This window comes from Polaromonas hydrogenivorans (assembly GCF_040105105.1).
In the GTDB taxonomy this organism is placed as follows: domain Bacteria; phylum Pseudomonadota; class Gammaproteobacteria; order Burkholderiales; family Burkholderiaceae_C; genus Polaromonas; species Polaromonas hydrogenivorans.
The window spans coordinates 3,189,582-3,203,954 of sequence record NZ_CP157675.1 but is presented as its reverse complement, the minus strand read 5'-3'; the positions used below and the strand labels follow the sequence as shown (position 1 = coordinate 3,203,954).

Genomic DNA, 14,373 nt, shown 5'->3' with positions numbered 1-14,373 from the left:
CATCAGGGCTGGCCGGATTTTTCGCGCTGGATTTCAAGCCGCAGCGACTGCACTTCCTCGCGCAGGTGCCTGATCTCGCGCATCAGCTGGTGCTCGATTTGCAGCTCTTCGCCTTCCTCGACATCCTTCTCGACGAATATCGCCGCCAGCGAGGCCGTAGCCAGCGACAGCACGGCCAGGCCCAGCAGCACCACGATGACGGCAAACATGCGCGACGCATGGGTGCTGGGAACCATGTCGCCATAACCCACGGTGGCCGCCGTGGTGAAGGCCAGCCACAGGCCATCGGCGATGGTATGCACACCCGGATCGAGCAGCCAGAAGCCGACGCCGCCCAGCAGCAGGATCACGCCGCACAGAATCAGCGAATAGATAACGCCCCGGCGGGCGATGTGCATTTTCTTTGGGTGTTTTTTGAGCGGCATGACCGGCCTGTGTGCCTGGCGGATGAAGGCCCTGATTATTGCTCCCGCCGCTGGCAGACAATGGCGCCCATGCTTAAACATGTTTCCGAAACCAGCGCCTTGCAGCGCCTGCTCTCGGGCCTGCTGGCGGGGCTGGCGACGGCTGCGCTGCCGCTGCCGCTGGTCTGGCAGTTTCGCGGCCTGCTGGGGTGGAGCGTCGGCGTGGCGGTTTATCTGGCGCTGGCCTGGTGGCTGTGCGAGCGCTTTGACGCCAAACGCACCCGCGAGCGGGCGCAGGCGCAGGATGAACCCAGCGTGGTGCTGTTCTTGCTAATGCTGCTGGCGAGCATGGCCTGCGTGGCGGCCATCGTGGTCATGATGCAGCAGCGCAAGGACTTTACGGGCACCGAACGCAGCCTGCATGTCGCGGTATCGGTGGTGGCGCTGATCGCATCGTGGCTGTTCATCCAGACGATTTTTGCATTTCACTATGCCCACCGTTATTACCATGAAGAAAAGCTCAATGAGCCGGTCGGGCCGGGCCTGCTGTTTCCGGGTGGGCAGGATCCGGACTATTTTGATTTTTTGTACTACGCCCATGTGGTCGGCATGACCTCGCAGGTGTCCGATGTGCAGGTCACCTCGCGCGAGATGCGCCGGCTCACGCTGGTCCACAGCGTGCTGTCGTTCGGCTTCAACATGCTGGTGCTGGCGCTCAGCATCAATGTAGTGGCCGGCGCCTTGCAATAGCGCATAGCGCCGGTCAGCGCGGCGGTACGCGCTTGCGCCCTGGCTTGAGCAGGCCGGTGGCCAGCGCCGTGCCGCCGACGATCACGCCGGCGCAGCCCACCATCCACGGCGTGACCGACTCGCCCAGGAACAGTACGCCGTAGAGCACCGCGAACACCGGCACCACAAAGGTCACCGACAGCGCGCGCTGCGGGCCGGCGTTTTCAATCAGCCTGAAAAACACGATGTAGGCGATGCCGGTGCAGACCACGCCGACAGCCAGCAGCGCCAGCCAGGCCGATGCGCCCGGCATGCGCGCCGGCCACAGCCACAGCGCGGGCAGGGCCAGGCCCAGCGTGGCGCCAAGCTGGCTGCCGGCGGCCGTGACCAGCGGCGGCAGGCCGGAAAGATGGCGCTTGGTGTAGCTCGCCGAGATGCCGTAGCAAAGACAGGCCGTCAGGCTGGCCAGCACCGCCCAGCCGGGCGCGATGCCCGAGGCGCCGGATTTGAACGTCGCCTGGTCCCAGGCCAGCAGCGCAACGCCGGCAAAGCCAATGACCAGTCCCGCGACGCGCCAGGCGGTCGGCTTGTCCTTCAGCCAGGCCCAAGCGATCAGCGCGCCGAACATCGGCACCGTGGCATTCAGGATGGACGACAGCCCGGTGCTGATGGACAGCAGCGCAAAGGCAATGCAGGCAAACGGGATGCCCGAGTTGAGCAGGCCGACGACGAAGGTGTGCCGCCAGTGTTTGCGCAGTTCCGGCATCAGGCCGCGCAGCCACACCAGCGGCAGCAAAAACAGCGCCGCAATCGCCACGCGAACGGCGGCGGTCGGCAGCGCGCCGAACTCGACCGCGCCCATGCGCATGAACAGAAACGACGAGCCCCAGATGGCGGCCAGCAGCACGAAGTCGGTGAGCCAGCTTTTGGGGCTGGCCGTGGCAAGACCAGCGGCAGGCGCGCCCATCGCGGAGGACCGCGCGTTCAAGGCAGGCTCTCCGCCAGCGCGCCTTCGAGCCGGAGCAGGGCGGTCTTGCGGTCCAGCCCGCCTGCGTAGCCGGTCAGCGCGCCGCTGCTGCCCGTCACCCGGTGGCAGGGCACGATGATGCTGATGGGGTTGCGCCCGATGGCGCCGCCCACGGCACGCACCGCCGACGGTTTGCCGATGCGCCGGCTGACTTCACCATAGCTGGTGACTTCGCCCTGGGGAATATCGAGCAGCGCCTGCCACACCGATTGCTGGAAGGCCGTGCCGCAACCCAGGTCCAGCGGCAGGTCGAACTGGCTGCGCCGGCCGGCGAAATAGTCGCCGAGTTGCTGGCTGGCCTGCTGCAGGATCGGGTGGCCGGCGTCTTCGGGCCAGGCCGCCGGACCCATGAGTTCAAGCGGCAGGTAGCGCTGGTTTTCGGTAAACCAGAGCCCGGCCAGCCCTTTGTCGGTGGCGGCGATGGCGATGGTTCCGAGCGGGCTGGGAACGCGGGTTTGAACGATGGAGGTGTCGAATTTCATGGTGGTCTCCTTGAGAGTGTCGCCGGGTTGCCCAGGCGGCTGTGGAATGGGGTTTTTGCTAATTTTTAAGCGTTTTAAGGCTTTTGCGCATGCTGCACCTGCGCTGATAGCTATTGTTTTTATAGCGATTCCGGCGTTTCCAATGTGGGCGCAGTGACAGGTGCGGCGTGCAGCAGGCCGCTCCAGGCGCGGATCACGGCGTAGCTGCGCCACGGTTTCCAGCCGGCGGAGGCGCGTTCGGCTTCGCGCGCCGGATTTTTCAGCGCCTGCACGCCCAGCGCCTTGTGCAAGGCCACGTCGCCCGCCGGAAACGCGTCGGGCCAGCGCAGCGCGCGCATGGCGATGTACTGCGCCGTCCAGTCGCCGATGCCGGGCAGTTCCTTCAGTTGGGCAATCGTCGCGTTGACATCGGCGCCGCCATGCAGCTGCAGGCGTTTGTCGGCCACGGCCCGGGCGATGCCGACGATGGCGGCCTGGCGCTGCCTGACGATGCCGAGTTGGCCGAGCGCGTCGCCACTGGCGCCGGCCAGCACGGCGGGGGCAGGAAACAGCCGGCTCAAGCGCGGCCACGGGGTTTCAATCGGCGCGCCGAGCAGGTCAACCAGGCGCTGCGCCAGCGTTCGCGCCGCCGCCACCGTGATCTGCTGGCCCAGCACCGCCCGCACGGCCAGCTCATAGCCATCGAGCGCACCGGGAACCCGCAAGCCATCGCCGCCCGGAAAGCTGGCGTGCAGCACGCTGTTGATGGCGGCCGGGTCGGCGTCCAGGTCGAACATCGCGCGCACCCGGCGAATCACCAGCGGCAGCACGCCCAGCAGCGCGTCGCTGACCTGCACGACCAGCTGGCAGCGCGCCTCGTCAAACCGGGCCAGCAGCCAGCCGGCATGCGTTTTACCGCCGGATTCGATGCCAAATGTCCTGCCTGCGCACGGCTGGTCTGCATCAGTAGCTACGAATTCAATAGCGTTGATGCTTCGCTTGCCGATGAACGCCAGCATGGCCGCCACGTCATAAGGCGGCCGGTAGCCGAGTCGCACGGTGATGCCATCGCCTGATGGCCGTATGCCCTGGCGGCGCAGTTGCGTCGGGTTCAGGTGGTAGTGCTGGGCAAACGCGGCATTGAAGCGGCGAACGCTGGCAAAGCCGCTCATCAGGGCCACCTGCGTGATGGGTAAATTTGTGTCGGCCAGCAACTGCTTGGCGGTCAGCAGCCGGCGCGTCTGCAGGTATTGCAGCGGCGTCACGCCGAACTGGGCCTCGAAGATGCGCCGCACATGGCGGTCGCTGATGCCGAGTCGCGCGGCCAGCTTTTCGACCGAAGGTGCCTCATCGCTCCAGCTGTCCGGCTCATCGAGCAGGCGGGCGGCCTGGTGCGCCAGGATGTAAGACGCATCCTGGATCGACCAGGCCACCGAATGCGGCGCCATCTCGGGCCGGCAGCGCAGGCAGGGCCGAAACCCGGCGCTTTCGGCCTGCGCCGCATGGCGGAAGAAGCGACAGTTCTCGCGCCTGGGCGTCCTGACGCTGCAGACCGGCCGGCAATAGATGCCGGTGGACGTCACGCCGGTGAAGAAGCGGCCGTCAAAGCGGGCGTCCTTCGCCTTCAGCGCGAGGTAGCAGTCATCGTCGGCCAGCAGGGTGGTTTTCGTTGTCATGCGGTCATGATAAAGCGGCGGTTTTGCGTGGGCTAGCCGTTTTCGGACAGGTCATGCCTAGCGCGCTGCTGGGTTGGCTGTTGAAGCAGGTTCTTTGCTTTTCAAGACCGTAAAGTCTGTTTGTGGCGTCTGGAAAAGGACAAAATCTCAAGATAAAGAAGGTGGTAATGTACGGCAGCTTGCCGTATATTTTCATTCAGAGGATAAATCCATGCCACAAACCGCTTCCACCGCCCGCCTCGAAGCCCGAATTAGCACCGATCTGCATGCGATGCTCAAGCGTGCCGCTGAAATTCAGGGCCGTACCATGACCGATTTCGTGGTGGCCGCCGTGCAGGTAGCCGCCCAGCAAGCCATCGAGCAGGCCGAAGTCATCCGCTTGTCGCTGGCCGATCAGGCGTGTTTTGCACAGGCGCTGCTGTCGCCGCCACAACCGGCTCCGGCCCTGGAACGTGCTTTCGCTCGCCGCAGCAAGCTCTTGCGCACTGAATGAGCGGCGCGCCGTTGCGGCTCGCGCCGCTCGATACGGCGCATGACCGCGCCGTGTTCACCAGCGGCTCGGAATCGCTGGATCGTTATTTGCGGGAGCAAGTCACCCAGGACGTTCGCCGCCGTGTGGCTGCCTGCTTCGTGGCGCTGGCTGACGGGCAGCGCATCGCGGGCTACTACACCTTGGCGTCGGCAAGCTTGCTGCTGGCCGATCTGCCAGCCGCGACGGCCAGGAAGCTGCCGCGTTACCCGACCGTGCCGGCGGTACGGATGGGCCGCCTGGCGGTCGATCAGGCATTCAAGGGACAAGGTCTTGGCGGTGCGTTATTGGCCGATGCACTCGACCGTGCCGCCCGCTCCGAGATTGCCGCCCATGCCTTGATGGTCGAGGCCAAGGATGAAGCTGCGGCAGCCTTCTATCGGCATCATGGCTTCATTGCGCTGCCTGACTCGCCGCTGACGCTGTTCCTGCCGCTGGCAACGGCACTTGCGGCTCGGAAAACGGACGACAAGGCAGGCTGAGAGAACCGTTCTCGAAACTCACTGTTTTGCCTTGCGGGAATAGGGAATCATTTTCGAGAATACCCAAGCCAAAATGGGAAATAGGAGACTTGACCCTCGGTTTAGTCAAAGCCGCTACACCGCAAGGCCTATTGCCTTGGACCCCTCGAATCAAAGGACGCTAATCCATGGGTAAAAAAATCATTCGAGAATTTGAAAGCTCTTTAGATGCATTGCAGGCACAAATCGGCCTGTGCCGAAAGGGCATTGATGAAACCTTCTTGATTGATGGTTTTGCGTGGTATAGGAAAAAACTCGAAGCCGCCCGGCGCGACCTGGAAGTATTGGGCATGTACGAGCAATGCCGGGATGCTCTGGCGCGTGCCGAGGAGTTGGTCAAGCTCGGGCCGGAGCATGACGAGGAAGCCGAGATGCTGATCCTCAATGCCAACCGGGCCTTGACGCAGGCCTCGGGAACGCACGAGGCCATGCGCAAGAAGCTCAAGGCCAACCCCAATGCCACGCTGGACGACTTCAAGCCCGACCCGGACAGCTGCACTGCAAAATAGGGGTCAGGTCTCCCCAATTGCAAACCGCTGCGCCTGAATCCAAATCTATTCGCTTGCAGATTCGCGTAAGCAAAAACCAACTGCCAGCATGGCGGTGCGCCAGAACTTTCCCAAGCATCTTGATGCTATTGATTCAATAGCTGCTTGCGCAGACAGCACATGCGCTGGAGGCAATTTTGATGTTCATTCCAAGGTCGAATGCAAACTGAGCAAGCGCAGGCCATGGCCCGTGGCAAACGCCAGCGCCTTGCCAATCACTCCCGCCGGTAAAGTGTCCCCAACCGCGCCAGCCGCTCGGCATGCAGCGGCTGCACCTGGTGCCAAGCAAAGCGCCATTCCCAGTGGCCTTCGCCTTGGCCGGGCAGGTTCATGCGGTGTTCGCCGCCCAGGCCCAGCACGTCCTGCAGCGGGTGAATCGCGGTGTCGGCGACGCTGGCGCAGGCGGCGCGGATCAGCTGCCAGTGGATGTCGTTGCCGTCGCCCGTGCCCAGGTAGTCCAGCACCCGCTGGCGCAGGGCGGGCGAGGCTTCAGCCCACCAGCCTTGCGTGGTGTTGTTGTCGTGGGTGCCGGTGTACACGACGGTGTTGCGCTCGAAGTTGTGCGGCAGGTAGGCGTTGGTGTTGTCGTTGGCGCCATCCTCGCCAAAGGCGAACTGCAGGATGCGCATGCCGGGCAGGCCGAACTCGTGCCGCAGGGCGTCCACGTCGGGCGTGATGACGCCCAGGTCTTCGGCAATGATGGGCAGCTCGCCGAGCGCGGCTTCAATCGCATGGAACAGCGCCGCGCCGGGGCCGGGCAGCCAGCGCCCCCGGATGGCGTTGGGCTCGCTGGCCGGGATTTCCCAGTAGCCGGCAAAGCCCCGGAAATGGTCGATGCGAACGATGTCCACCAGTTCGAAAATGCGGCGCACGCGCTCGATCCACCAGGCATGGCCTTCGGCCGCATGGGCGCTCCAGCGGTACAGCGGGTTGCCCCAGCGCTGGCCGGTGGCGCTGAAGAAATCGGGCGGCACCCCGGCGATAACCGTCATCCGGCCGTCGGCATCGAGTTCGAACAGTTCCTGGCGCGCCCAGACTTCGGCGCTCTGGCAGGCGATGAAGATGGGCGCGTCGCCGACGATCTTCACGCCGCGCTCGTTGGCATAGGCGCGCAGTTTTTTCCATTGCCGGTAAAAACACCATTGGCCGAATTTCCAGAAGGCGATGCGTTCGGCATGCGCGCTGCTCGCCTGCTGCAGGGCCTGCGGCGCGCGACGGGCCAGCGGCGCGGGCCAGTCGCACCAGTCGCGCCCGCCGTGGAGTTCGGCCAGCGTCATGAACAGGGCGTAATCCTCCAGCCAGACGGCGTGGTGCAGGCAGAAGTCCGCAAAGTCCACCTGGTCGGCGGCGCTGATGTTGTGCGCAAAGCGGGCGGCGGCCTGTTGCAGCCGCGCCATGCGCCACGGAACGACGGCGCCGAAGTGAACGCGGGCATCGCTGAAGCCGGCGTCCGGCAGCAAGTCGGCGTCGTCCAGCCAGCCGTGCTGCTGCAATTCGGCCAGGTCGATCAGTAGCAGGTTGCCGGCAAAGGCCGAACTGCTCATGTAGGGCGAATTGCCGGGACCGATGCCGCCCAGCGGCAGGATTTGCCAGAGCCTCTGCTTCGCCGTGACCAGCCAGTCCACGAAGTGGTAGGCTGCCGGGCCGAGGTCGCCGCAGCCGTGCGGGCCGGGCAGGGAAGTGGGGTGCAGCAGCACGCCGCTGGCGCGGGGAAAAGTCATGGTGATCAGGTCAAAAGGTAAGGGTGGTGCCGGCTGCCACCAGCAGCATCAGGCTGTGGGCGGACAGCAGCAGGGGCGCTTCGCCCTGGCCGTGCCAGCGGGTCAGGCCGCGCGGATGGGCGGTGTCCAGCACCGCCTGCCAGACGCCGGCGGGCAGCATGAAATCATGCTCCTCGGCATCGGGGTTGACCAACAGCAGCAGCGGCGCCCGGGCGCGGCCCGGCTGGCCGATCAGGCAGCCGAGCACGCGCTCGCTGTTGCCGTTCCACGCCTCGCCCTGCAAGGCCTGGCCGCTGCTGTGCAGCCACGACAGGTCATGCAGGCCCAGCGTGTCGGTCAAGCCGCTGTACCAGTGGTTGCCGAAGGGCAGCAACTGCCGGCGCAGCGACAGCACCCAGGCGGTGAAATCGATCAGGTCGCCATCGGCCTTGTCCCAGTCCATCCAGGTGATCTCGTTGTCCTGGCAATACGGGTTGTTGTTGCCGCGCTGGCTGTGGCCGAGTTCGTCGCCGGCGCACAGCATCGGCGTGCCTTGCGCCAGCAGGGTGGTGGCGAGCAGGGCGCGCTGCAGCCGGCCGCGCAGGTCGCCCACCAGCGGGTCGTCGGTCTCGCCCTCAATGCCGCAGTTGTTGCTCAGGTTGTGGCCGTGGCCGTCGCGGTTGTCCTCGCCGTTGGCCTCGTTGTGGCGTTCGTTGTAGCTGACCAGGTCGCGCAGCGTGAAGCCGTCGTGCGACACCACGTAATTGACCGACACGGCGGGCGCCCGGTTGCGGCGCTGGTAGAGGTCGGACGAGGCGCACAGGCGCAGCGCAAAGTCGCCGCGCGAGCGGGCCGCGTCGTCGTCCTGCAGCCAAAAGCCGCGCATCACGTCGCGGAAATGGTCGTTCCATTCGAGCCAGCCGCGCGGAAACGCGCCCACTTGGTAGCCACCGGGGCCGATGTCCCAGGGCTCGGCAATCATCTTGACCTGCGACAGCACCGGGTCCTGCGCCACGGCGGTAAAAAAGGCGCCGCCCGGCTCGAAGCCGTGGTCGCCCCGGCCCAGCACCGGCGCCAGGTCAAAGCGAAAGCCATCGACATGCATCTCGCTGACCCAGTAGCGCAGGCTGTCCATGACCAGTTGCAAGACTCTGGGCTGGCGGATGTCCAGCGTGTTGCCGCAGCCGCTGTGGTTCTCGAAGGCAGCGGGCGACTCGGGAGGGTGCCGGTAGTAGCTGGCGTTGTCGAGCCCGCGAAAGCTCAAGGTCGGGCCGGTGCCATCGGATTCGGCGCTGTGGTTGAACACCACGTCGAGCAGCACCTCGATGCTCTGGGCATGCAGCGTCTTGACCATGGCGCGGAACTCATCGCGGGGTGTCAGTCCGTCCTGGCCGCACGCCAGCCGGGGGCTGGCCGCAAAGAACGCCAGCGTGTTGTAGCCCCAGTAGTTCGTCAGGCCCATGCCGGCCAGCCGCTCTTCATCGAGCGCCTGGTGAACCGGCAGCAGGCTGACGCTGGTCACGCCCAGGCGCTGCAGATGCGCCACCGACGCCGGCTGGGCCAGCCCGGCATAGCTGCCGCGCAGGGCTTCGGGCACCTGCGAATTCAGCCGGGAAAAGCCCTTGACGTGCAGCTCGTACAGCACCGTGTCCTGCAGCGGCACGCACGGCGGTTGGTCGCCTTCCCAGTCGAAACTGTCATGCACCACCCGGGCCTTGAGCGCCAGGGCGGCATTGTCATGGGTGTCCATGTGCAGCGGATGCTGGCGGTCGGCGCCGAAGTGTTCATCGCACCACTGGAAATCACCGACGACTTCGCGGGCATACGGGTCGAGCAGCAGTTTGTGGTGATTGAAGCGGTGGCCCCGGTCGGGCCGCCACAGGCCGTGGGCGCGCAGGCCGTAGATCAGGCCGGGCGCGGCGCCAATCAGGTAGCCGTGCCAGACATCGTTGGTGTGCGCGGGCAGCATCAGGCGGCTGGTTTCCAGCGTGCCGGCCTCGTCGAACAGGCACAGCGCCATGGCCTGCGCATGCGCCGAAAACACCGCGAAGTTCACGCCGTAGCCATCCCAAGTGGCGCCCAGCGGCCAGGGCCGGCCGGGCAGCAGGACGGGCTTCAAGCGGTCCATTCGAACACCACGGTGGCCAGCGGCGGCAGGTTCAGCAGAAGGGACTGCGGCTGGCCGTGCCAGCCCACGGGTTCCGCCGTGGCGGCGCCCAGCGGCGTGCCGGCATTGCTGCCGCCGTAATGGGCCGAGTCGGTGTTGAGCCGCTCGCGGTACTCGCCGGGCTGGGGCACGCCGACGCGGTAAGCCGTCTGCACGGCCGGGGTGAAGTTGCAGACCACCAAAATAAAACTCCGTGCATCCAGGCCGCGCCGGATGAAGGCGAGCACCGAATGCGCGGCATCCTGATGGTCCATCCACTCAAAACCGGCAGGTACAAAGTCGAGCTGGTACAGCGCCGGGGTGGCGCGGTAGAGCTGGTTCAGGTCGCGCACCAGCCGCTGCACGCCGGCGTGTTGCGGGTCATCCAGCAGGTGCCAGTCCAGGCTCTGGTCGTGGTTCCATTCGCGCACTTGGGCAAATTCGCAGCCCATGAACAGCAGCTTCTTGCCGGGGTGGCCGAACATGAAGCCCAGGTAGGCGCGCAGGTTGGCGAACTGCTGCCAGCGGTCGCCGGGCATCTTGCCCAGCAGCGAGCCCTTGCCATGCACCACCTCGTCGTGCGAGATCGGCAGCACGAAGTTTTCGCTGAAGGCGTAGGCGAGGCCAAACGTCATCTCGTTCTGGTGATGCTGGCGATGCACCGGGTCGCGCGCCATGTACTGCAGCGTGTCGTGCATCCAGCCCATGTTCCATTTGTAATGAAAGCCCAGGCCGCCGGCCGTCGTCGGGCGCGACACGCCGGGAAACGAGGTGGACTCTTCGGCCATGGTGACGGCTTGCGGGCGCTCCTGGACAACGATGTCGTTCATGCGCTTGAGGAAGTCTATGGTTTCCAGGTTCTCGCGCCCGCCATGCCGGTTGGGAATCCATTCGCCGGGCTTGCGGCTGTAGTCGCGGTAGAGCATCGACGCCACCGCATCGACCCGCAGGCCGTCCACATCGAAGCGCTCCAGCCAGTACAGCGCATTGCCGATCAGGAAATTGCGCACCTCGGTGCGGCCCAGGTTGTAGATCAGCGTGTTCCAGTCGTTGTGAAAGCCTTCGCGCGGATCGGCGTATTCATACAGCGGCGTGCCGTCAAAATTGCCCAGCCCGTGGGCGTCGGTCGGAAAGTGCGCCGGAACCCAGTCCAGCAGCACGCCGATGCCCGCCGCATGGCAGCGCGCGATGAAACGCACCAGGCCGTCGGCATCGCCAAAACGCGACGTGGGCGCATACAGGCCGACCGGCTGGTAACCCCAGGAGCCGTCAAACGGATGTTCGCTGACCGGCAGCAGTTCGAGGTGGGTAAAACCCATGTCCAGCGCGTAGGGCACCAGCTGGTCGGCGAGTTCATCCCAGTTCAGCCAGCGCTGCGCGCCGCTGGCCGGCTCCAGGATGCGCCGCCACGAAGCGAGGTGGACTTCGTAGATGCTGATGGGCGCATCCAGCGCATTGGCTTGCCGGCGTTCATCCGAAGGCGCCTTGCGCGCCGGCATGGACGCCACGATGCTGGCCGTGGCCGGGCGCAATTCGGCTTGCCGCGCATACGGGTCGGCACGCGCTGGCAGAACCTGGCCATCGGCGGCCAGGATTTCAAACTTGTACCGGGCGCCCAGCGCCACGCCGGGCAGGAAAATCTCCCAGACGCCGCACTCGCGCCGCAGGCGCATCGGGTGGCGCCGGCCGTCCCAGACATTGAAGTCGCCGACCACGCTGACGCGCGCGGCATGCGGTGCCCACACGGCAAAGCTGGTGCCGGCCACGCCGTCCATCACGCGCTGGTTGGCGCCCAAAATCTCATACGGCCGCAGATGCGTGCCTTCGCTGAGCAGCCAGACATCCACCTCGCCCAGCACCGGCCCGAAGCGGTAGGGGTCTTCAATCAAGGCCGTCTGGTAGTTGTCCCACTGCACTTGCAATCCGTAAGCCGCTGGCGCCGGCAGCGCCAGCACGCCTTCGAAAAATCCGCCGGCGTCAAGTTTTTCAAGCATGCCGAGCCGATGGCCCGAGCAGGCATCAATCACCTCGACCTGCCGGGCGTTGGGCAGGAAGGCGCGGATGGACAGGCCGTCGTCCTGCGCATGCGGCCCCAGCACCGAGAACGGGTCGCCGTGGCGGGCGCTGCAAATCAGTTCAATATCTTGCGGGTTCAGCATGGAACTTGTCCTCGGGTGCGGTCAAAAAAACGTGCTCAGCGCGTGGCGGGCTCGATGTTCCAGATCTGGCTGGCGTATTCCCGAATCGTCCGGTCCGACGAAAACACGCCCATGCCCGCGACGTTGGCAATCGCCCGCTCGCACCACTGCGCCGGCTGGCGGTACAGCGCATCGACGCGCAACTGGGTGGCAATGTAGGACTCGTAATCGGCCAGCAGCAGGTAATGGTCGCCGCCCCAGAGCAGCGAATCGACCAGCGCCCGGTAGCGCCCCGGCTCGCTTGGGCAGAACTGGCCGCCGGCAATCGCGTCGAGCACGCTTTTAAGCGCCGGCAGGCTTTCGTAGTAGCGCATCGGCTGGTAGCCGCTTTGCCGCAGCGCGTGTACTTCGGGCGTTTTCAGGCCGAAGATGAAGATGTTGTCGTCGCCCACGTTCTGGCGGATCTCGATGTTCGCGCCGTCGTCGGTGCCGATGGTCAGCGCGCCGTTGAGCGCCAGCTTCATGTTGCCGGTGCCCGAGGCTTCGGTGCCGGCGGTCGAAATCTGCTCCGACAAATCCGCGCCGGGCATGATGACCTCGGCCACCGACACGCCGTAGTTGGGCACGAACACCAGCTTGAGCTTGCCGCCGATGCGCGGGTCCTTGTTGATGACGCTGCCGACATCGTGGATCAGCCGGATGATGGACTTGGCCGTGTGGTAGCTCGACGCCGCCTTCCCGGCAAAGATCACCGTGCGCGGCACCCAGTCGGCGTTCGGGTTCGCCAGAATCGCCTGGTAGCGCGTCACCACATGCAGCAGGTTGAGCAACTGGCGCTTGTATTCGTGGATGCGCTTGACCTGCACATCGAACAGGCTGTCGGGGCTGACGCTGATGCCGGTGGTGCGCTCGATATAAGCCGCCAGCCGCGCCTTGTTGGCGCGCTTGATGGCCATGAACTTTCCCTGGAACTCGGCATCAAGGCGGTATTCGTCCAGCCGCTTGAGTTGGTCCAGGTCCAGCCGCCATTGCCTGCCCAGCGTGCCGTCGAGCAGGCTGGACAGCTGCGGATTGGCCTGCGCCAGCCAGCGCCGGGGCGTGACGCCGTTGGTCATGTTGGTGAAGCGCTCGGGCCAGATGTCGGCGAAGTCGGCAAAGATGGTCTGCACCAGCAAATCCGAATGCAGCGCCGACACGCCGTTGACCTTGTGGCTGCCGACCACCGACAGATGCGCCATGCGCACCCGGCGCTCGCCGTGCTCGTCGATCAGCGACAGGCGCGCCAAAAACGCGTTGTCGCCGGGACGGTGGCGCGCGGCCATTTCCAGGAATTCCTTGTTGATGCGGAAGATGATTTCCAGGTGGCGCGGCAGCACATGCTGGATCAGGCTGACCGGCCAGGTTTCCAGCGCCTCGGGCATCAAGGTGTGGTTGGTGTACGAGAACGTCTTGCCGCACAGCGCCCAGGCCTCGGCCCACGGCATCTGGTACACGTCGCACAGCAGCCGCATCAGCTCGGCCACGCCGATGGCGGGGTGGGTGTCGTTCAGGTGAATCGCCACCTGCTCGGCCAGGTTGCTAAGGGTCGGGTGCTCGTCCAGGTGGCGCTTGACCAGATCCTGTATCGACGCGGCGACAAAGAAGTATTCCTGCTTGAGCCGCAACTCGCGCCCGGCCGGCGTGCTGTCGTTGGGGTAGAGCACCCAGGAAATGTTCTCGAATTCGTTCTTGGTGCTGGCGGCGCGCGCATAGTCGCCGGTGTTGAAGGCGCCCAGGTCGATGTGCGCGGGCGCCACGGCTTTCCACAGGCGCAGCGTGCTGACCAGCGGCGTGCCGTGGCCGGGTACGACCATGTCGTAGGCCTTGGCGGCCACTTCGCCGGCATGGCGCCAGATGGGCGTGCCATCGACATGCTCGACCCAGCCGCCAAAACGCACCGGGTAGCTGATGCCGGCGCGGGGAAACTCCCACGGCGTGCCGTCCTGCAGCCAGGGGTCGGGGTATTCGACCTGCGCGCCGTCCTGGATGTCCTGCGCGAACATGCCGTATTCATAACGGATGCCGTAGCCGAACGAGGGCAGGCCGAGCGTTGCCATCGAGTCCAGGAAGCAGGCCGCCAGCCGGCCCAGTCCGCCGTTGCCAAGCGCGGCGTCGGGCTCGCGGTCGGCCACGTCTTCGAGCGTCTGCGCGTGCTGCATCAGGCCCTGCGCCGCGCCGCCGGTCAGGTTGAGCGCCGCCAGCGCGTTGGACAGGGTGCGGCCCATCAGAAATTCCATCGACAGATAGACCACCCGGCGCGCCTTGGCGGCGCGCTGGTGCGCCTGGGTTTCGACCCAGCGCTGCGAGAGCTGCTGGCGCGCCACCTGGGCGACGGCCTGCATCAGGTCGGTTTGCGTGGCGTCTTCGGACGCGACGCCGACGGTGCAGAGCAGGTGTTCTTCGATCTGGGCCGCCAGGGCATGCTTGGCAATGGGTGGATTCAAGTTCACAGCGG

The 14,373-nt window shown here is 65.6% G+C and carries 12 protein-coding genes; 4 read left to right on the top strand and 8 right to left on the bottom strand.

Annotated features, from left to right (window positions below; genetic code table 11):
* Positions 1-2 precede the first annotated feature (2 nt).
* Entirely contained in the window at positions 3-425 is a 423-nt protein-coding gene (locus ABLV49_RS15390) for a potassium channel family protein (RefSeq protein ID WP_349277765.1), read from the bottom strand.
* A gap of 69 nt (positions 426-494) precedes the next feature.
* On the opposite strand from ABLV49_RS15390, the gene ABLV49_RS15385 reads away from it, so the two are divergent.
* Positions 495-1,154 (top strand): DUF1345 domain-containing protein, encoded by a 660-nt coding sequence (locus tag ABLV49_RS15385; protein WP_349277764.1) that lies wholly within the window; start codon positions 495-497, stop codon positions 1,152-1,154.
* A gap of 13 nt (positions 1,155-1,167) precedes the next feature.
* On the opposite strand, the gene ABLV49_RS15380 is transcribed toward ABLV49_RS15385, so the two are convergent.
* The 3 genes from ABLV49_RS15380 to ABLV49_RS15370 all read right to left on the bottom strand — a co-directional run bounded on the left by ABLV49_RS15380 (position 1,168) and on the right by ABLV49_RS15370 (position 4,297).
* Positions 1,168-2,100, bottom strand: coding sequence for a DMT family transporter (locus ABLV49_RS15380; protein ID WP_349281741.1), 933 nt, complete (start codon positions 2,098-2,100; stop codon positions 1,168-1,170).
* A 17-nt stretch (positions 2,101-2,117) separates the two neighbouring features.
* Complete coding sequence (locus ABLV49_RS15375) at positions 2,118-2,642, bottom strand: methylated-DNA--[protein]-cysteine S-methyltransferase (protein WP_349277762.1); 525 nt, start codon at positions 2,640-2,642, stop codon at positions 2,118-2,120.
* 119 nt (positions 2,643-2,761) lie between these two features.
* Positions 2,762-4,297 (bottom strand): DNA-3-methyladenine glycosylase 2 family protein, encoded by a 1,536-nt coding sequence (locus ABLV49_RS15370; RefSeq protein ID WP_349277760.1) that lies wholly within the window; start codon positions 4,295-4,297, stop codon positions 2,762-2,764.
* A gap of 211 nt (positions 4,298-4,508) precedes the next feature.
* On the opposite strand from ABLV49_RS15370, the gene ABLV49_RS15365 reads away from it, so the two are divergent.
* The 3 genes from ABLV49_RS15365 to ABLV49_RS15355 all read left to right on the top strand — a co-directional run bounded on the left by ABLV49_RS15365 (position 4,509) and on the right by ABLV49_RS15355 (position 5,856).
* Positions 4,509-4,790 carry a DUF1778 domain-containing protein gene (locus tag ABLV49_RS15365; RefSeq protein WP_349277758.1) on the top strand — a complete coding sequence of 94 codons (282 nt, stop codon included), beginning with the start codon at positions 4,509-4,511 and terminating at the stop codon, positions 4,788-4,790.
* Positions 4,787-5,308, top strand: a complete 522-nt coding sequence (locus ABLV49_RS15360) for a GNAT family N-acetyltransferase (RefSeq protein ID WP_349277756.1) — start codon at positions 4,787-4,789, stop codon at positions 5,306-5,308. Before ABLV49_RS15365 ends, ABLV49_RS15360 begins: the two co-directional genes overlap by 4 nt.
* 167 nt (positions 5,309-5,475) lie before the next feature.
* Positions 5,476-5,856 (top strand): hypothetical protein, encoded by a 381-nt coding sequence (locus ABLV49_RS15355; protein WP_349277754.1) that lies wholly within the window; start codon positions 5,476-5,478, stop codon positions 5,854-5,856.
* A 254-nt stretch (positions 5,857-6,110) separates the two neighbouring features.
* Here the strand turns inward: ABLV49_RS15355 and malQ are convergent, their stop codons facing one another.
* Genes malQ through ABLV49_RS15335 form a run of 4 tightly spaced genes read right to left on the bottom strand, consistent with a single transcriptional unit; the run spans position 6,111 to position 14,362 of the window.
* Positions 6,111-7,616 carry a 4-alpha-glucanotransferase gene (gene malQ / locus ABLV49_RS15350; protein WP_349277752.1) on the bottom strand — a complete coding sequence of 502 codons (1,506 nt, stop codon included), beginning with the start codon at positions 7,614-7,616 and terminating at the stop codon, positions 6,111-6,113.
* A 10-nt stretch (positions 7,617-7,626) separates the two neighbouring features.
* Entirely contained in the window at positions 7,627-9,723 is a 2,097-nt protein-coding gene (gene glgX, locus ABLV49_RS15345; RefSeq protein ID WP_349277750.1) for a glycogen debranching protein GlgX, read from the bottom strand.
* Complete coding sequence (gene glgB / locus ABLV49_RS15340) at positions 9,711-11,900, bottom strand: 1,4-alpha-glucan branching protein GlgB (protein WP_349277748.1); 2,190 nt, start codon at positions 11,898-11,900, stop codon at positions 9,711-9,713. Before glgB ends, glgX begins: the two co-directional genes overlap by 13 nt.
* A 35-nt stretch (positions 11,901-11,935) precedes the next feature.
* A complete protein-coding gene (locus ABLV49_RS15335; protein WP_349281739.1) occupies positions 11,936-14,362 on the bottom strand; it encodes a glycogen/starch/alpha-glucan phosphorylase in 2,427 nt (808 codons plus the stop codon).
* Between the last annotated feature and the right edge of the window lie 11 nt (positions 14,363-14,373).